The sequence below is a fragment of the uncultured Pseudoteredinibacter sp. genome (assembly GCF_947500695.1).
Lineage (GTDB): Bacteria > Pseudomonadota > Gammaproteobacteria > Pseudomonadales > Cellvibrionaceae > Pseudoteredinibacter.
In genome coordinates this window covers 379830-398263 of the sequence record NZ_CANMSS010000001.1, presented here as the reverse complement: position 1 = coordinate 398263, position 18434 = coordinate 379830, and the positions used below count along the sequence as shown (strand labels likewise).

The 18434-nt window shown below is 46.5% G+C and carries 12 protein-coding genes; 6 read left to right on the top strand and 6 right to left on the bottom strand.

All coding sequences use genetic code 11. The features are described from left to right. Window positions 1-34: 34 nt before the first annotated feature. Entirely contained in the window at window positions 35-1966 is a 1932-nt protein-coding gene (locus tag Q1A08_RS01440) for an ATP-binding cassette domain-containing protein (protein ID WP_299768656.1), read from the bottom strand. 328 nt (window positions 1967-2294) lie between these two features. On the opposite strand from Q1A08_RS01440, the gene Q1A08_RS01435 reads away from it, so the two are divergent. Further along, on the top strand, window positions 2295-4313 hold the full coding sequence (locus Q1A08_RS01435; RefSeq protein WP_299768653.1) for a transglycosylase SLT domain-containing protein: 2019 nt from the start codon (window positions 2295-2297) through the stop codon (window positions 4311-4313). A 70-nt stretch (window positions 4314-4383) separates the two neighbouring features. Here the strand turns inward: Q1A08_RS01435 and Q1A08_RS01430 are convergent, their stop codons facing one another. The 3 genes from Q1A08_RS01430 to Q1A08_RS01420 form a co-directional block, all read right to left on the bottom strand. Further along, complete coding sequence (locus Q1A08_RS01430; protein WP_299768649.1) at window positions 4384-4629, bottom strand: glutaredoxin family protein; 246 nt, start codon at window positions 4627-4629, stop codon at window positions 4384-4386. A 101-nt stretch (window positions 4630-4730) separates the two neighbouring features. Continuing rightward, window positions 4731-6062: a DUF5610 domain-containing protein gene (locus Q1A08_RS01425; RefSeq protein WP_299768647.1), complete on the bottom strand. Its 1332-nt coding sequence runs from the start codon at window positions 6060-6062 to the stop codon at window positions 4731-4733. A 180-nt stretch (window positions 6063-6242) separates the two neighbouring features. After that, complete coding sequence (locus Q1A08_RS01420) at window positions 6243-7142, bottom strand: FHA domain-containing protein (protein ID WP_299768644.1); 900 nt, start codon at window positions 7140-7142, stop codon at window positions 6243-6245. A 563-nt stretch (window positions 7143-7705) separates the two neighbouring features. Between Q1A08_RS01420 and Q1A08_RS01415 the strand changes: the two genes are divergently transcribed. The 4 genes from Q1A08_RS01415 (at window position 7706) to Q1A08_RS01400 (ending at window position 13290) form a co-directional block, all read left to right on the top strand. Next, a complete protein-coding gene (locus Q1A08_RS01415; protein WP_299768641.1) occupies window positions 7706-8578 on the top strand; it encodes a protein phosphatase 2C domain-containing protein in 873 nt (290 codons plus the stop codon). 114 nt (window positions 8579-8692) lie between these two features. After that, on the top strand, window positions 8693-11140 hold the full coding sequence (locus Q1A08_RS01410; protein WP_299768637.1) for a bifunctional serine/threonine-protein kinase/formylglycine-generating enzyme family protein: 2448 nt from the start codon (window positions 8693-8695) through the stop codon (window positions 11138-11140). Between the two features lie 204 nt (window positions 11141-11344). Beyond that, window positions 11345-12661, top strand: coding sequence for a PAS domain-containing methyl-accepting chemotaxis protein (locus Q1A08_RS01405; protein WP_299768634.1), 1317 nt, complete (start codon window positions 11345-11347; stop codon window positions 12659-12661). 146 nt (window positions 12662-12807) lie between these two features. Continuing rightward, window positions 12808-13290 carry an Lrp/AsnC family transcriptional regulator gene (locus tag Q1A08_RS01400; RefSeq protein ID WP_299768631.1) on the top strand — a complete coding sequence of 161 codons (483 nt, stop codon included), beginning with the start codon at window positions 12808-12810 and terminating at the stop codon, window positions 13288-13290. Window positions 13291-13333: 43 nt separating this feature from the next. Here Q1A08_RS01400 and trmH read toward each other — a convergent pair whose 3' ends face one another. Both trmH and Q1A08_RS01390 read right to left on the bottom strand, forming a co-directional pair. Beyond that, window positions 13334-14020 (bottom strand): tRNA (guanosine(18)-2'-O)-methyltransferase TrmH, encoded by a 687-nt coding sequence (gene trmH / locus Q1A08_RS01395; RefSeq protein ID WP_299768628.1) that lies wholly within the window; start codon window positions 14018-14020, stop codon window positions 13334-13336. Window positions 14021-14575: 555 nt separating this feature from the next. After that, window positions 14576-15382, bottom strand: coding sequence for an NUDIX domain-containing protein (locus Q1A08_RS01390; RefSeq protein ID WP_299768625.1), 807 nt, complete (start codon window positions 15380-15382; stop codon window positions 14576-14578). Window positions 15383-15490: 108 nt separating this feature from the next. Between Q1A08_RS01390 and Q1A08_RS01385 the strand changes: the two genes are divergently transcribed. After that, window positions 15491-18421 (top strand): PD-(D/E)XK nuclease family protein, encoded by a 2931-nt coding sequence (locus Q1A08_RS01385; protein ID WP_299768623.1) that lies wholly within the window; start codon window positions 15491-15493, stop codon window positions 18419-18421. Window positions 18422-18434 lie beyond the last annotated feature (13 nt).

The following is an 18434-nucleotide window of genomic DNA, read 5'->3' as shown; positions in this document are numbered from 1 at the left end:
GTCCGCATATAAACCTAGGCTGCCTAGCCTTGAGTTAAGCATTATCAAGCTCTTCCCAACGCTGATATAAAACTTCCAATTCAGCTTCTTGCTCCGCAAGCTGTGCTAGAACTTTAGCGACCTCTTGATGATCCTTCTGATAAAAATCACCCGCAGCCGTTTGCTCCTGAAGCGCTTCTACTTGAGCTTCTTGTTTTTCAATTTTGGCAGGCAAGGCATCCAGCTCACGCTGCAATTTATAACTGAGCTTTTTGGGCTTAGGCTCATTATTTTGAACTGCTTTAGCTTCTTGTGAGGAGGAGCTCGAACTGCTTTCACTTGCCTGAGCATTAACGTTCTTAGCATCTGATAGCTGCAGTAAGTCCTCCGCTAAACTACACCATTTTCCGCCTTGGGCAATCCAGTCTTGATAACCGCCGACATATTCACGCACCTGCCCACTGCCCTCAAATGCCAGAGTGCTGGTTACGACATTATCTAAGAAAGCACGATCGTGGCTCACCAAAAGCAGCGTGCCAGAAAAATTAGCCAGCATCTCTTCAAGAAGTTCAAGAGTTTCAACATCAAGGTCGTTGGTCGGCTCATCGAGCACTAATAAGTTTGCAGGTTTTGAGAACAGCTTGGCGAGTAAAACTCGATTCCGCTCGCCCCCTGACAGCGCTTTTAGTGGTGTTCGCGCACGCTCACCAGTAAATAAAAAGTCACTGAGATAACTAATGATATGTTTATTGTTACCGTTGATTTCGATAGATTCTCGACCGCCGGCGACATTGTCTACAGCATTTTTTTCGAGGTCCAACTGCTCTCGCAATTGATCGAAGTAGGCTACTTCCAGGTTTGTTCCTAGATCGACGCGACCATCCAAGGGCTTAAGCTGACCCAATAAAATTTTCAGCAAAGTCGATTTGCCCATGCCATTGGCGCCTATTAAGCCAATTCGGTCGCCTCGCATCACCCGTCCGCTGAAGTGCTTAATTAACTCATGACCTTCAAATGCGTGGCTGACATTATGAATTTCAGCGACCAACTTACCGGACTTATCTGCAACATTAGCCGAGATATTGGCATTACCTTGGCGCTCTCGCCTTGCAGCTCGCTCATCACGCATGGCTTTCAAGGCGCGAACGCGACCTTCGTTGCGCGTTCGTCTGGCTTTGATGCCCTGTCTAATCCATTTTTCTTCTTCAGCCAGGCGCTTATCAAACAAAGCATTATGTTTTTCTTCAGCCGCTAATTGTTGTTCCCTGAAATCTAGGAAACTCTGGTAATCACCTTCCCAAATGCTCAGCTGTCCGCGCTCTAATTCAGCAATATGGGTAGCCAAATTCTGTAACAGCGCCCTATCGTGAGTGATAAAAACAACACAGCCCGAATAGTTTAAAAGCTGCTGTTCCAGCCATTGAATGGCTTCAATATCGAGGTGGTTGGTGGGCTCATCAAGCAGCAATATGTCGGGTTCACTTACCAGAGCCCGAGCCAAAGACACCCTGCGACGCCACCCACCGGACAGCTCCTTCATGGTCACATCTGCGGGCAATTCCAAGCGCGTTAAAATGGCATCTACTTGTTGCTGCAAGCGCCAGCCATCACGAGCTTCAATCTCTGTTTGCAATTGCCCCAAACGATTCAGGCTATCACTGTCAGTTTTAGTGGCCAGTTCGTGGTAGTCCGTTAGCAGTTCGCCTAAACCTTCAAGGCCTTCCGCCACGGCAGCAAACACTGTGAGATCATCAGCCAATGGCAGGTCCTGCTCTAGTCGCGCCAACTTTAAACCAGGTCGATGCCAAACATTCCCACTATCAAGCTCAACCTCTTTGGCGATTACCTTCATCAAACTGGACTTACCGGCGCCATTGCGGCCGATAATGCAAAGCCGTTGCCCACGATAGAGGTTTAATTGCTGCTCATCCAAAATTGGCTGAAGTCCATAGCTAAGTTGAGCATTTTCAATTTTTACGATCGGCATGAATGTTGCGCTTCCAAAAGGGCTAAGAGTTCATCTTGTGGCATTTGTTGAAACATTATTTGAAACAACAGTTCGACTGAATAAAATTTAAGCGCAAAGGTCTAGAAACAGCAGTATATCTGTGCCAAAACCAGTATTTGCATAGGCTTAAATTGCAATAATGCCTAATTACAGGGCTGCGAATAATACGGCTTTTCGAGCAGTCTGGATAGCGGCCTGAACTGTAGTTTGAATGGCACTAAAGAAATATCCATAAGCTCTTGTTTATGAAGCACAAAGCTAGCATGATTAGAACAGCTACACCGATTAAGCAAAACTTGGACTCATCGTGACCAAATCGCCTCAGCAATCATGGGTATTTTCAGCAAGCCACAGCAGCGCTGGGCTGGCTCTCAAGGCCGCTATCACCTGCTTGATGATATTCTGGGCCGTCGTAAGTGAGGCCAAGACGCCTAGCAAGCCGCTTAGTCTCGATGAAATGGAGCCTCAACGTAAAGTCTACCAACAAGCCCTGAAAGCCCTAAATAAGCGCGATATAAAAGGCTTTAAACGCCTTAAGGCCATGTTGGTTCTGTATCCGCTTTATCCAGATCTTCAGTATCGTGATATTGCCCGTCGTATTCACAGCCTGCCTCGACAGGAGGTACAAGATTTTTTACAGCAACAAGACGGCAGCCCCTTAGGCCAAAGAATGCAATACCTGTGGCTAAAGACCCTTGCTCGTAAAGGCCATTGGCGCAGTTTTCTAAGAGATTTCGACAGCAGTAAAATAAAATCTGAGCGTATGCGCTGTAAGTGGGTTAGCGCGCATGCGCGCCTAGGTAAAGAGATACCTAAGCAAGAAATCGAAGAGCTGTGGAATGTGGCTTACTCACAGAGTAAACACTGCGATCCAGCGTTCAACGCCTGGAAAAAGGCTGGCGGCATCAGCCATGAACTGGCTTGGCAAAGACTGCACAAGTCCATGCAAGCGAAAAAGCTACCGCTTGCCAAATACATCAGCAAGCAATTGTCGCCAGAGCTCAAGACGCTCGCCGCTTTGTATCAAGAAGTCCACCGTTACCCAGCTCGCCTAAAAAACATGAGCAAATTCAGCACCCGCGAAGCCAAACTGCAAAGCAAGCTGAATCAAGTAATCCTGCATGGCTTTAGGCGCTACGCCTACAAGGATGCCAAAGCCGCTTATGGCATATGGCTGCGCTATGACAGCAAAAATTTATTTGAGGAAGAACAGCGCCAAAAAACACTATATATTTTGGCCAGAAAACTCTATCAAAATGGCCACAAAGATGAAGCCAAGCAATTACTAGCCCAATACAAGGTTATTGATAATACGCGATTAATGGAATCGCTGATCAGAGAATCCCTAGCGATCCAAGATTGGCAAATGGTGCGCTACTGGCTGGACCGGTTACCCGAACCTGCCAAACAATCTGAGCGCTGGCAATACTGGCTAGCAAGAAGCCTAGAGAAAAATAATCCACAACCGACACCTGGGCTGCGTGCTGATGCCATCTATCGCAAATTGGCTAAAGAGCGCAGTTTTTACGGCTTTTTATCGGCGGATCATGTGCAACAAGAGTATCAACTGCAAGACGTACCTTTGAGCGTTGACGCTACCCAAAAGCAAGAATTATTGAACACTAAGGCCTTGCAAAGAGCACATGAGTATTTTCGTCTTGGCGACACACTGAATGCGAACCGTGAGTGGTTTTATCTAGCCCAAACCCTGGAAGAAAAACAACTAAAAGCGCTCGCCGCCTTAACCCATGAATGGCAGTGGCACATCAAAACCATCCAAGGCATGGCTCACTTAAAGTATTGGGACGACTTAAATTTACGCTTCCCATTAGCTTATCAGGATGAATTAAAAAAAGCCGCTGAGACCACTAAGATAAAGCAAACACTTCTGTACGCCATCGCACGGCAAGAAAGTGCCTTTGCTGCAGACGCTCGCTCACCTGCCGGCGCAATGGGCTTAATGCAGCTAATGCCAGCTACTGCAAAACAAACCGCTCGAAAAATTGGCGTAAAATATCGCCGTAAAGATCTCTACAAGCCGAGTTCTAATATCCGACTCGGCAGCAGCTACTTAAATCAACTGTTACAGCGCTTCAATGGCAACCGCGCAATCGCTGCTGCGGCATATAACGCCGGCCCCCACAGGGTTGATCGCTGGTTGAAAAAAGCCTCACCGAATCTAGAGCTCGACAGCTGGATTGAAACAATTCCCTACCGAGAAACACGCGGCTATGTACAAAATGTACTTTCCTACTCTGTAATTTATGCCTATCGAATGGGCGATAAGGGGCGTTTAATTCACAACAATGAGAAGATCATTAATTAACAGTTAGCGCTTAGTTTTATGCCTCAAGCCTAGACTTGACCATTTTACATAAAGTCTAGGCTTGATCGCTTTATTCATTGCCTTTCAAAAAAGACAGTAGCTGCGGCTGATCAAAGGGCCAAGCTATTTCAGCACCTTGTTGAGTTGCTATAACAGGAATTTTAACCCCATAACGTTCAACCAAATTTTCACTTTCGGCGATATCCACTTCTTGTAAACGAAGTTGGAACTGCTCAGCACAAGGCCAAAACAAAGACTTGGCCTGCTCACACAAATGGCAGCCAGCGGTTGTGTATAGTATAACGGTGCGACTCATGGAGAATGCCCTGCTAAAAGCACGGCATTTTAAAGGCATAGCCCTACCCAGAACAACATTAAAAATGACAACGGGCAAAACTATCGGAGAGTATTTCTCAATTAGCTAGTCAGCAGACTATCCAAAAAGGCTTTTTGCTGATCATTGGCATTGGACTGGGTTGATTGCAGCAACTCAGGCAATAACGCTAAATCCAAGCCCTGCTGGGCCAGCTTTTCAGTATTGGCTAATAGCTGCTCGGCATAATTTTGTAGACCAGCGATGGGGCTAGCTTTGCTTTGCCAAGGTGAAGGCTCTATCGCTTGATAGACTGCCGCTTGTTGTACGGATGTGGTCTGCTGCAAGTTTAAACTAAACTGCGCAATTTCTTCGCCGTTGTAACCTAAGTTTATTGCCTGCTCAAATGCAGTGGCCACATCACCATTATAAAAGTTGTCTGCCAACTCTAACACCTGATCAAACAACTCGGTAAATGCTTGCCATTCACCCTCATCAATATCACCACTTATCTCGATTGCGGCGGCATATTCTTCGCTGGCACTAAAAGACAAGCTGCTAAACTCAGAGCCCTCGCTTTGACCTTTTTGCTGACTTTCTTGATAGCGAATCAAGCTCGCCGCATCAATCGAAATGGTATCGCCATCTCGGGTTTGCACTTCCATTTGAAAGCTGCGTTCGCGGCTATAGTCGAGCTGATAAGCCTGGTAATTGCCGCTTGGACTGCTTACCTTGCTGGGTTTCGCCAATGGCTGTTCCACGACTTGCGGCACACGAGCCTCTACCGCCCCTTGTCCACGGTCTACCTCTGGCTCATTAGCAGGAATCAGTTTTTCATCAGTAGCGAGCGGCGACTTTAAGCCATACTCACTGGCTAGCTGATCAATCCCTTGATGAACTAAATCGCGCGTACTCGATATATCCTTGTCGACCTTTGGACCAAGCAAGTCTAGCTCTTTTAGCATTTCCTTGGCTTCGCCAAAGCCTCGCTCGAAGCCCTTCAGCCCAGCCTCAAGACGAGACTGTAACTGCTCTTCGCTAGCTCCATTAGCTTTATCTGCTTCGAGGCGAGCGGAAATAAAACCAAGAATGCTGTCAGCCACCGCTTCTGCCGAATTAGCGTTAGCAGCTTTTTCAAGACCAGCGCTACTTGGGCCTTGAGAAGATTTAAAAGAAGCCTCTTGGCTTACCGCTAATCGACGCTCAAATAAGGCAAAGCTCTGCTCTTCACTAAAGCTCTGGACTTTCAATTGGACGACAGAGGAGCTTTGCTCAGAGATGCTGGCGCTGAGCTGTTTTACACCAGACTCAGAATTACCCAGTAACGCTGCTTGCTTAGCGGCATCTTTCCCATAAGCGGCATTTGAAGATGCCTCTGAATAGGAATAGGACTGCTGCGAGAATGAAGACTGAGTGTGAAGGTATTGAGCAATCATGATGGCCGCCAAAGAGATTGAGCTTTAATCTCTTTGGCGGCCTGAAAGTCAAAAACTATAAATTAGAGGACAAACGGCAACAACAAAGGGGGCGGAAGGCGGATTCTCACGATTGCCCTCTTAGCCCTTAGCCCTTAGCCCTTAGCCCTTAGCCCTTAGGCCAGCATAAAGAAAGGCCTATTAGATAAACTCCGTAAACTTAGCCAGCACCAGCATTGCGATTACCAATACCGCTGCAATCGCCAGGAAGGTTAAGCTTGAACTGCTCTGTTTCTCTTCGCTCTCTTCAGTTTGCGCGGGGCCGCTATGCAACTGAGGACGATCCTTTTGCAAATCAGGTACCGTAGCCGCATTAGCCTGCTCAGCGGGCTTGGCACGCATAGGCCTTGCTATCGTAGGGTTCACTGGCGCTCGCAGTAAGGTCTTATCAACGGTTTCAGCTGGCCCGAGCACACCAAAGCTCAAGCTATCAAAGGCCAGTTCGTCTCCTCGTCGCACGCGAGCTTCCTCAACCCGAACGCCATTTAGAAAAGTACCATTGGAAGAGCCAAGATCACGAACATATAGCGCACCCTGATCGAGAAACAAACGGGCGTGTTGACGGGAAAGGTGCGCCGCCGCTAGGACAATATCACACTCACTGGAGCGCCCTACGACAGTCTGCTCCCCCAGCTTATAAACACGATCAGACAGTGCGGAGTGGTTCGCCTTTAGTGCCCACTCTTGCTTGTCACTCTGCTGCGCTGCAACGGCAGCGGCAGGGCTTCGTTCACGTCGCTCCAGCTTAGGGTCGACCACATCCATCACCACCGAGGCGATCGACAGCTTATCACCGGTATTAAGCTCACAGACCTCCCCTTCACTGATAGGCCGACCATTAATTTCAATAAGCGGCCCTAGAGCACGCAATCGCAGGGATTCGCCGGTGATATCAACCACGGCATGCTGTTTCTTCAGACCGTCATCACGCAGTACCAGCTGACATTCTTTGGCCGTACCGATCACCAGTCGGGGCTCTACCAGCCATACTTCGTGTAAACCTGAACTTTGAGATTGGTTGCGTAGACGCAATTTTAACATTCGTTCTTCTCTGTGTTAGTTTCCAGCTAAGAAGAGCCACCTTCGGGCCTCCCCTATAGAATGTAGACTAAAATCCCAATTGCAAATAGGACGTAAAACAGTTACTTAGCTAATTTTACGAGAAATGCCTTTAAATAATGAGACATGTCCTGCATTCTAGCCTATGAGCTTTGCATTTTTAATATTAATGTATTAATACCCTAATGGCATAAGGCTAAATTAATAGCGAGCGGCAGCGATAACCATAACCAAAAGTAACTATGTCTTCAGTGACTATGTCTTCAGTAACAATGTCGGCAGTAACAAACTAACCAGCAAGCCAACAATCACTGGGACAAACGAAGCCAGGTAGATTGAGCTGCCAAACTAACGCAATAATGTAAATCAGAAAGAGATTACATTCGACTACAGAACAGCTTTTACATTAATTTAATGCTGAGAGATTTACCCAAGTGCACGACTGTGTGCCTAAAAAGCAATAAGCGAGCCATGAGAGAAAGACAAATAAAAGCCGGCTTAGGCATTGGCAAGCTTAGAATCAGTGCGAAAGCTAAGGCCATTACATGCAGTTAAGCTGGACTTCACGAAGCCACGCTGGATGCGTAAGACACAACAATGAAGACTATTTATTGTGCATGGGGGAACAAGGCCTGTGGTTGCTTGCTGATGGAATGGGAGGCCATGAGGCTGGAGAAGTCGCAGCACAGCTAGCCTGCCAGATTGTGAGCCAGTCGCTGCGCGAAGGTAAAACCCCCAAATCCGCCTTCGAGCTTGCCCATCATTTGATACTTGAGCAATCCGAGGGCCAGCAAAGTGGCATGGGTTCAACGCTCATCTGCTTGCGGCAACTCAATAAAGAACAGTTTCAGATTAGCTGGGTTGGAGATAGCCGAGCCTATCGCTGGCGCGACAATAAACTTGAGCAGCTCAGCCGAGATCACTCTTATGTGCAATCTCTAATCGATGCGGGCCAAATTACAGTAGAGCAAGCACGCGAGCACCCCGAGAAAAATGTTATTACTCAGTGTCTTGGTGCTATTGAGTACGATGCTATCGAAGTAGAGTCACTGAGCAGCATTTGGCTACCCGGTGATATTGTTCTGCTGTGCAGCGATGGCTTAAATGACGAGCTAAGCGACAAGGAAATCAGTGCCATATTAAGTCAAGGAAACGGCGTGCAACAGCAACTGCTAGACTTAGAGAAGGCAGCGCTGGATGCTGGCGGAAAAGATAATATTAGCATGATTGCTATTAGTTGCGATCTCCCTATGACTGAAGCTTCGGTAACAAAAAACCGGAATCGCCGCCCCAATCAAAGTGAAATAGCAAACAGCATAGATTTCGAGGGTGATAACGAAAAAACCATAAGCCCAATTACGGCACTGGCTCTGCTCTTCGTTTTTCTCATGTTAATAGGCAGCTTATGGTTCTGGTAAATCAGCACAAATGCAGTACAAGCAAAGCACACTGGAAAAATTCGAACACCCTTAGTACGCAAAAATTAACATAAGAACAACTTAAGACAAAACTAACAAATCCTTGAGCGCAGCATGCAAATTCCCGGATTTCAAATAACTCGAAAAATAAGCCAGGGAGGCATGTCATCGGTTTACCTCGCCATCCAACAAAGTATTGGCCGCGAGGTAGCGCTTAAGGTTATGAGCCCGACTTTGGCTCAAGATGCTCACTTTAGCGAACGCTTTCAAAGAGAAGCCACCATAGTGGGTCAGCTATCTCACCCCAACATCATTTCTATTTACGATATTGGCAAACACCATGGCTTAAACTACATTGCTATGGATTATTTGGCCAAGGGTTCGCTTAGCCAAAAAATGCGCAACGGATTAAGCGGGCTTGAGGCCGTAAAAATTTTAAAGCAGCTAGCCTCTGCACTTGCCCATGCACACCATTGCGGCTATGTCCATCGTGATATCAAGCCGGAAAACATACTGTTTCGCGCCGATGACAATGCTGTATTGAGTGACTTTGGTGTTGCCAAAGCGATTAAACAAAACCTTGGTGTAACTCACGCTGGAACGGTTTTAGGCACTCCTAATTATATGAGCCCCGAGCAGGCCAAAGGCCAACCTTGTGACGGCCGATCTGATCTCTATAGCCTTGGGGTGGTATTTTTTGAAATGCTCTGTGGCAAGCTTCCCTATCAAGCGGAGGAAGCAGTAGCTATTGCCATTAAACACCTAACGGCCCCCATCCCAAAGCTGCCACCACAACATGCACTATTTCAGCCCTTGATTGATGAGCTATTGGCAAAAAATCCAGATGAGCGCATTCAATCGGGCGAAGAGCTTATTGAGCGAATAGAGCTTCTGGAAACGGGCCTGAAAACACCAAAGATAAGCTACAAGTCTTTAGCGGCTTCTGGCGAATTTAAGCTTGGATTGTTCCAACGCCTGCAGGCCTTAGTGTTTGTTGCTTGGCAAAAGCTGACTCCCCTTTTTATCAGTGAAAACAGCCAACAGGAAAAACTACAGCAAGCAAGTCGCTACACTACAGCGATAAACGCAAATCAGGATAGCGGTGTATTTGAAGAGCACGCTCTAACTCATAGCGCTCCTGGCAAGTCACATAACTTAGCCATATTACTAAGCGCCTCCCTCTTCATACTGCTAGGCTTCTTTGCCTACCAGAATTCATTCACTGAGGTTTCAGCAGAAACATCTAGTTTAAATGACGCAGCCGAACTGGTAATAGAGCAGGATGCGAATGATAAAGAATCGCTAGCAGACAAGAGTTCAAATATTGAACAAAAACCAAAAGCACAGCTAGCAAGCGCTGAACAGGAAAACATGTCTGAGAGATTAGCTGCGCTAAATGTAGACCAAGAGCCTACCCTAATCCTTAATGGTGCATTAGAAAACGATTCCAAGATGCGCCAAGAAACAGCGGAGCCAAGCCTTAGTAAACAGAGAGCAGCGACCAATTTAAATCAAGAGGGAAAAGCAACTTTTGCCCTTCTTAACAGCGAACAAAAGCAAAGCAGTACCCTAAGCGAGCAAAGCTCTGAAGTGAATACCGAGGCTCAAGCCGCCAGCTACCCCTTGACCATTAGAAGCACCCCGGCAGCTGATCGAATTCGTATTCTTAATATAAAACCCAAATACTATGCCGGTATAGAGCTCGTAGCAGGGAGCTATTTGGTCGAGTTAAGTAAAGCGAATTATAAAACGCTTAAACGTTGGGTAAGGGTAAGTGATAAAGGCGTAAGCCGTCGATTTACCTTAAGCAAGCAATACCAGCAAGGCGAAACCTTTACTGATACCTTAAATGAATACTCTTCTGCCCCTGAAATGGTTGTGGTGCCTAGTGGAAGTTTCAGCATGGGTAGCAAGCTTGACAGTAATAGCCTCCCTATTCGCCAAGTCATCATTGATAAATCATTTGCCGTTAGCCGCTACGAGATCAGTTTTGCCGACTACCAAGTATATTTGGACGATAAAAAAGTGACACAAAGCGCTCCGAATGATCAAGGTTGGGGCAAAGGAAATCGTCCTATTATCAATATCAGTTGGCAAGAGGCGGTTGATTACACCCAGTGGCTTAGCGAGAAAACCGGCCGTAAATACCGTCTGTTAAGCGAGGCCGAATGGGAATATGTGGCCAGAGCCAACCATGCAGGCAGTTATTGGTGGCCACAAAATAGTCGCCGTATGGCTAACTGTCGACGTGGTTGCAATAGTGACTTTGCTAAACTATTCGGCACCCAAACATCACCACTTGGCTATTACCCTGCGAACCCGTTTGGTATCTATGACACGGCCGGCAATGTATCCGAATGGGTTCTCGACTGCCATACCGATCACTATTTAGGTGCAAAAGCAAATGCCGAGCCTCGGCTCATTCCCGCTTGCACAGAAAGAACCGTGCGTGGCGGCTCACATGGTGATTCGATTGAAAAAATCAGCAGTCACAGCCGCCAGGGCGTAGACATGGAAACTCGCAGCAATAAGATTGGTTTTCGCATTCTCGCCGAAATCTAATTGCCGTTAATCCCCCTCAGCAATAATAGCCTCGGCAACATTACTATCGATGTACTCTCCCGCTTTTGATAATTAACGCAGCTTTGAAATATTCATCTACACTCAGGATAAATAGTATACAAAACTGTAGGAGCTGGCTGTCGCATCAAACATGTCTTAGCTCTATTTAAACGCTATAACAGCCACTCAGGTTTGGAGGGTAAGGTGTTTGGACAACAATACAAAGCGCAGTATGAGGAATTGCTAGGAAAGTTCGCAGAGCAGTCCTCTATTATTAATGCGATTAATAGATCGATGGCGGTTATCGAGTTTCGGCCCAGTGGGGAGATCTTATCGGCGAATGAAAACTTCCTTAAAACGGTGGGCTACAGTCTCGCTGAGATCCAAGGCAAGCATCACCGAATATTTTGCGATGCTGATTATGCTGACACCGAAGAGTATCGCGATTTTTGGGCACAGCTTAATCGCGGTGAGTTCTTTAGCGGCCAATTTAAGCGAGTAAATAAACTCGGTGAAACGCTTTGGCTGGAAGCCACTTACAATCCAGTTTTTGATGCCAACCGCAGACTCGTCAAGGTCATTAAATTTGCTTCAGACATCACCGCCAAAATCTTGAGCGACGCTGAAGATAGAGGCAAGCTTGATTCTCTAAGTCGCTCAAGCGCCATTATTGAGTTTGAAAAAGATGGCACGATCATCGACTGTAACGAGAACTTTATCAATGCCGTCGGCTATCGAAAAACAGACATCATCGGTAAACATCATCGAATCTTCTGTGACCCAGAATACGCAGCCACGACAGAATATCAGGACTTTTGGCGCCGTTTGAATAATGGTGAATATTTCTCTGGGCAATTCAAAAGAGTCAACGCCCAAGGGCAAACCCTATGGCTAGAAGCATCTTATAACCCAGTTTACGACAGTAATGGCAAGCTTTATCGTATCGTAAAGTTTGCTACCGATATCACTGCTCAAACGGAGCAAGCAGAATTGGAAAGAGAGAGTGCAGCAATTGCCTATCGAATTTCCAATGAGACCTTAGATGTTGCCAAAAACGGCGGCGGAGTCATCAATGAAGCCGTTGACGAAATGAATAAGATTGCTGAATCAGTACATGCCTCTTCTCAGCATATTGAACGATTAAATATGCAGTCAGGGGAAATCAACTCCATTATCAACACCATCCAAGAGATTGCTGATCAAACCAACTTGCTGGCCCTTAATGCGGCGATTGAAGCCGCCAGAGCTGGCGAACAAGGCCGAGGCTTTGCGGTAGTAGCGGATGAGGTCCGCCAGCTTGCGGCGAGAACATCTCAATCTACCTCTGAAATATCGGCAATGATTAGCAAGATTCAAGAAGACACAGGAAGCGCCTCTAGCAGCATGGAAAAATGCTTAGACCAGGCGAATCGCGGTGTCGACCTGGCCAGCCAAACAGGCGAAGTCATCTCTAAAATACAAACCGGCGCCAACGAAGTCGTGTCCGCCATCGATAAGTTCTCAAAGTCGCTTTCGGCTTAGATGTAGAGCGCCGCTCTCCGTGGCGGCCGCTTTGGAAGCAGCTTACTAAACACAGCATTGCGCTTTACCTTTAGCTCATGGGTCGCATTTAGATCAATTACTGGTTAGAATCACCAAAAACTAAGCAGTTTATGGTGATTGGACCCATGGCACACAACCTCGACAAAACCGACCGAAAGATCCTGGAAATCCTGCAAAAAGACGGCTCGCTGTCCAATTTGGAGCTGGCGGATATGATCGCCCTATCGCCGTCCCCCTGCTCTCGCCGGGTTAAAATGCTTGAAGAAGCGGGTTACTTCAAAGGCAATGTGACTCTACTCCACCCAGATGCTATCGGGGTCAACGTCCATGTCTTTATTCAGGTTACCCTTGGTCACCAGGTCAAAAAGCACCTGCAGCATTTTGAAGAAACTGTCTCGGCCTGGCCTGAGGTCATGGAGTGCTACCTAATGGCAGGTGATTTCGATTACCTTATTCGTGTCGCCCTGCCCGATCTAATCGCTTACCAACACTTCCTCGACGATAAGCTCACTCAATACGAAGGCATTGCCAGCATAAAAAGCAGCTTTTCTCTCAAACAAGTCCAATATAAGACAGAGATGCCCTTAGATCATCTTACCGACGACTAGTGCGCAACACCAGCCGTGAAGAGGTGAATAGCTTGAAATGCTATTAAGCTAGCCCTTGGGCGTGCTCACGATACCAATTGGCGCCATCTACTATTTCTCCATCCTCACCTACCGGCGGATAGGCGATACCTTTTTCATCGCAGAAACTTGAGACTTGGGGGTGCGCCCATTGAAAAAACCGACGCTTATAATGGCCATCGGATAAACGTAAGCTCTCGTACAAGCCGGCCGCCTGGCGTTGACGCTGAGCCTCAGCGAGAATAATGGCAGCCGCAACAGAAACATTAAATGACTCCACCATGCCTTGCATTGGAATCACGACCGTTTCATCAGCTAAGGCTAAAGCTTCCTCACTAACCCCTTCTTTCTCCATACCCATCAACAAGGCCGTTGCCTGGCAATAGTCTATCGATCGGTAGTCCACCGCTCGCTCATCTAAGTGGGCTGCAACCACTTTCATACCACTGCGCTTTACGGCCTTGACCGCTTCACTCACAGAGTCATAGGTAGACACCTCGACCCATTTGTTACTCCCCGACGCCGTGCCCCTAAAAGAGCGGTAACCCTCTTTGGGCTCAACGATATGCATATGATCAATTCCAACCGCATCGCAGGTACGCATAATAGCGGCTAAATTTCGCCCTTTATGCACTTCATCATTAATGACAGTAAGGTCTGGTTGACGGCGGTTAAGCACCGCACGGATCTTGGCGAGTCTTTCAGGGGTCATAATCTCTTCTTTAACAATTCAATAAGGCTTAGCTAAGGAGCCATTTTTTGTGCTAATTGTCAGTCATAGTGACTGCCACTTATTAGTTATTGAGAGCGGAAAATTGTTGCCGCGTCAGAAAATCGGCGGCTCAATCGTCTTTTAACAGTAGCTTTACACTTTTCCACAGATTCTGTGGATAAGTCAGTGGATAGACACTAGAAAACCGGCTCAATTACGTAAAAATAAGGGCGATCTACAAATTGTATACTTTTTAACCTAATATATTTTTCCTTTATTTTTCAATCACTTATAAATGTCAATAGCGCAAATAAAGAATTTTTAAAGAAAATTCTTGGCTGCGAAGTCAGGCATAAAATTATGTGCATAAAAAGTTAGTAGACGTTAACCGTGGAACTTCGATTGACCAAATTTCATTGTGCAACTATGAGCAATATTCGCCCAGATTGCTGGAAATTTGTTACCACTTTTCATAGAAACTGTTGATATTTGTAACAGCACACTATGGTAACTTCTCATACTGGTTTAGTAGTTAGATCAAATAACAAACTAAAATTACAAACGCATCAAGCGCTGACTGATTCCATAACCCGCTTCAATCGGAATATTCAACATAACCCCTTCCGGGTGTTTCTCCATTCTCGGCATAACTGAAGGCGCTACATGATTAAGTAAGGCGGCATCTAACTCAGCCAAAGAGCCGAACTGAGATAACCATGAAATATTCATTTCTGTCGGAAACATTAGCTTTAAGTCACCCTGATCAATTTCAGACTTCAGCGCAGTAAGACTTTGCCAACGTGCCTCAACTGTCTCGCTACCATCACAACTGGCTGATTGTCCTTGCGGCATGCGAGCAACATAGAATCGTGTTAAAAATCTTTTTTTCGCTTGCAGTGGCGTCGTCCAAGTCGATAAGTGCGTCAAAGCTCCCAAATCTAATTGCCAATTAGATTGCGCAAGCTCAACTATTAAGTTGAATTGCTGCGGGAGTTTGGGCCAATCTTGCTGCCGACAGAAATCTTCGTAGGATGAAGACGAAATGGCTTGCTTAGTGTCGCCATGATTGGCAAGCAAGACTCGACTTTCTTCAAAAGTTTCCCTTAGCGCGGCAAGTTTGAAGGCATTCTCGCTTCGCTCCTTGTCATTGCTAGAAATCTCAGCGATTTCTTCGGGGTCTAAAGCACCGCCTGGAAATACCCACAGTCCCGGCGAGAAGGATAAGCCTTCATTGCGTTTTAACATAAAGATTTCAGGGCCATTAGTGGAATCTCTCATTAAAATCACACTGGCTGAAGGTTTAGCGTCTACGGCATTTGTTTGATCAAAATCCGCTTTAACACCCCGAATTTGCGTGCTCATGATGACTCCTGTAATGCTGACAACTTGAAGGCTTTGCTTTAGCGCTTAATAGTATTGGCGGTATACTGTGCGCTTAACCAATACTAAGTTTACTGCATAGGCAAGCCCATGGAAAACCAAGCCTTATCAATTGAAGACTTGGCTGCGCTCATTGATGAACAAAGCATCGTACTCACAGCGAACAGCCGCCAACGGCGCTACCTGTTAAAACAATTCTCTACACAGGCTGACTCAAAAAGCGATAGCTTCAAGGGAATAGACTCCAGCCGCATATTGAGCTTTCAGCAATGGTTAAGTGAAGCGTGGGTTACTCTGCAAGGCCAAGCCTATCCAGAATCAGCGCAACTTTTGATCAACCCTATACAGAGTCAGCTACTCTGGCAGGAAATCATCAATAATAGCGAGGAAAGTGCTGATTTAATCTGCCCAGACTTACTCGCCAAACAGGCATCCTCGGCCTGGCAGCTGCTTAGTGAATGGCAAATAAGCGCCGAAGAACTTCTCAACAAAGGACATAGAGAATCCGAAATACTCTATCAATGGGGACTAAAGTTCGATCATCGCTGCAAAGAACTAAACCTTATCGATAGCCCTGAACAATGCCACATATTGGCTACAGCATTAAAGTCGAATGCTTTGAAGCGCCACCATCGACTGTTAATGCTCGGCTTTGATGATCTATCGCCATTACGACAAGACTTAAGCACAGCCATAGCCGATGATGTGAAGTTCATTCAGTTAAAACACCTCGAGCAAAATCAGGCATACCAGCTGCCTTGCGAAGATGGCCACGATGAAATATATCAATGTGCAAAATTTGTGCAAAACGAATTATTGTCGGCACAGACTAACAAAGCAGCCCTGCCCAAAATCGCAATTGTCGATCCTCAACTCGGACAACGCCGAGATAAAATCGAAAGAATCTTTACTGAGGTTCTAGAACCCCAGTTTTTATACAGCGAGACCGACCGTTACACATTGCCCTTTAATTTCTCGGCAGGAACGCCTTTAGGACAATGCCCGATTATTGAATCGGCTATGGCTTTGCTTGCCCTAAATATGGAGCAGCTCGAAGTCGATAAACTTTGCCAGCTCTTACAGAGCCCTTTTTGGCATAACAATGCTGAACTGGAAATGGAGCTGCCATTAGCAGAGCGACAACAGCTCGAATTCGCGCTGCGTAATCTTCAACAAGAGCACATTCGGGCCGCCCAGTTAAGGCAATGCGCCGACAAGGTCGCGAAAAAGCTGGAAGCGCTTTACGAGCCAGAAAAAGGCACTGACAACATCAGTCTAGCGGAGCGTTTACAGACTCTGTTTTACTCTCAGGAAAACCGAGCGAAACGAAATAGTGCCAAACAGTGGGGTCAAATATTTTATCAGCAACTGGAACAGCTTAACTGGCCAGGCACACGTCGTTTAGACAGTAATGAGTACCAACAAGTCATGCAGTTTCAGGGCCTGCTGACAGAATTACTCTGTCTCGACCAGCTAGACCGGTTGTACAGTGCCAGCGAGATTATCCGTGAGTTACAACAACTGGCAAACAATCACCATTTTCAGGCGAAAACGCCTGATAGCCCTATTCAAATCCTTGGTGTCCTGGAAGCTTCCGGGCAGTCTTTTGATATTTGCTGGTTAATGGGTATGGATCAAAAGCAATGGCCTCCTAGTCCACAAGCTAACCCCCTTTTGCCCATGGATCTTCAAAGAAGCCTAAATATGCCCCATGCCAGCGCTGAGCGGGAGCTATTCTTTGCTGAGCAGCTCATTAAAGCTTATCGCTTTTGTGCAAATAAAGTGGTTTTCAGCTACCCAAGCCGCGAAGGCGAAGAAGAACTGCAGGCCAGTCCCTTACTGGAGCCCTTGGCACTCAAGAAGATTACTGAGATCACAACTGCCGCTCAAGATCTTAGCAAGCAAGCAGAGCTGCCTAGCAGCATACAGTCTTACCGTTTTGCCTGCGGCGAGACGGGTGAGTTTAAATGGATCGACAATCGCTATGGGCCGAAACTCAGTAGACGTGAAAAAAACCTAGGAGGCAGTGGTGTACTAAAGCAACAAGCCTTATGTCCATTTAGCGCATTCGCCTATTACCGCTTAGGCGCTCAAGCTTGGCCTGAAGTCCAGCTGGGTATTTCGGCACTTGAGCGAGGTAATATTTTGCACTTAGCGCTTGAGACATTTTGGCTTGAAATCAAAAATCAAGATCGCTTGCTTTCATTAAGCAATGAGAAACTAGAGGCTCTCGTCGACACGCACATCGCTGAATCTCTAGACCAAATTTTGCTCTATCGGCGAGACCTTGGGCCACGCTATCGGGCCTTAGAGTCCGAAAGGCTAAAGAGCATATTCATGGCGTATATAGAGTTAGACAAACAGCGCCCAAACTTCAGCGTAGATGGCATAGAAACAAGCCGCGAGCTTTCCTTAGGCCCATTAAAGTTAAACCTTCGCTTGGACCGTATCGATAAAACTCATATTGCTGACACTAATGCTGATAATTCTGCTAATACAAAGCCAACAAAAGAATCCTATGTAGTCATCGATTATAAAACCGGGCAGTGTGATCTAAAAAGCTGGCTAGGCCCCCGCCCCGATGAACCGCAACTTCCGCTCTATAGCCTGAGTGATCCTGATATAAGCGCCATAAGTTTCGCTCAATTAAACGCCAAAGGCGTAAAGTATATTGGCATCAGTGAAACGGCATCACCAGCTGATGGCATATTCTCAGCTAAAGATCAGTCGCTACGTAAAAAGCTTAACAGCCACGACAAACGATTAGCCAACGACACTTCGATAAGCCCGGGGGATGAAATTTGGCCCCAACTACGAAATCAGTGGCAACAAGATTTAATGCAGCTGGCGATCGACTATAGCTCAGGACTTAGCGGTTTAGATTTTAAAGATACTCTTGCACAACGTTATAGTGAAGATCTTTTGAGTCTTCAGCGCCTGCAGGAATTTGCTAGCAAACGTCGACTCTGGTCAATTAAGCCAGCACCACTGCAACAATCCCAGTTCGATTTGTCATTGTAAGGAAACAAATAAG

Coding starts and splice junctions, on each gene's coding strand:
- Q1A08_RS01440 (WP_299768656.1), bottom strand. CDS start 1,966: ATGCCGATCGTAAAAATTGAAAATGCTCAACTTAGCTATGGACTTCAG.
- Q1A08_RS01430 (WP_299768649.1), bottom strand. CDS start 4,629: ATGAGTCGCACCGTTATACTATACACAACCGCTGGCTGCCATTTGTGT.
- Q1A08_RS01425 (WP_299768647.1), bottom strand. CDS start 6,062: ATGATTGCTCAATACCTTCACACTCAGTCTTCATTCTCGCAGCAGTCC.
- Q1A08_RS01420 (WP_299768644.1), bottom strand. CDS start 7,142: ATGTTAAAATTGCGTCTACGCAACCAATCTCAAAGTTCAGGTTTACAC.
- Q1A08_RS01415 (WP_299768641.1), top strand. CDS start 7,706: ATGCAGTTAAGCTGGACTTCACGAAGCCACGCTGGATGCGTAAGACAC.
- Q1A08_RS01410 (WP_299768637.1), top strand. CDS start 8,693: ATGCAAATTCCCGGATTTCAAATAACTCGAAAAATAAGCCAGGGAGGC.
- Q1A08_RS01400 (WP_299768631.1), top strand. CDS start 12,808: ATGGCACACAACCTCGACAAAACCGACCGAAAGATCCTGGAAATCCTG.
- trmH (WP_299768628.1), bottom strand. CDS start 14,020: ATGACCCCTGAAAGACTCGCCAAGATCCGTGCGGTGCTTAACCGCCGT.
- Q1A08_RS01390 (WP_299768625.1), bottom strand. CDS start 15,382: ATGAGCACGCAAATTCGGGGTGTTAAAGCGGATTTTGATCAAACAAAT.
- Q1A08_RS01385 (WP_299768623.1), top strand. CDS start 15,491: ATGGAAAACCAAGCCTTATCAATTGAAGACTTGGCTGCGCTCATTGAT.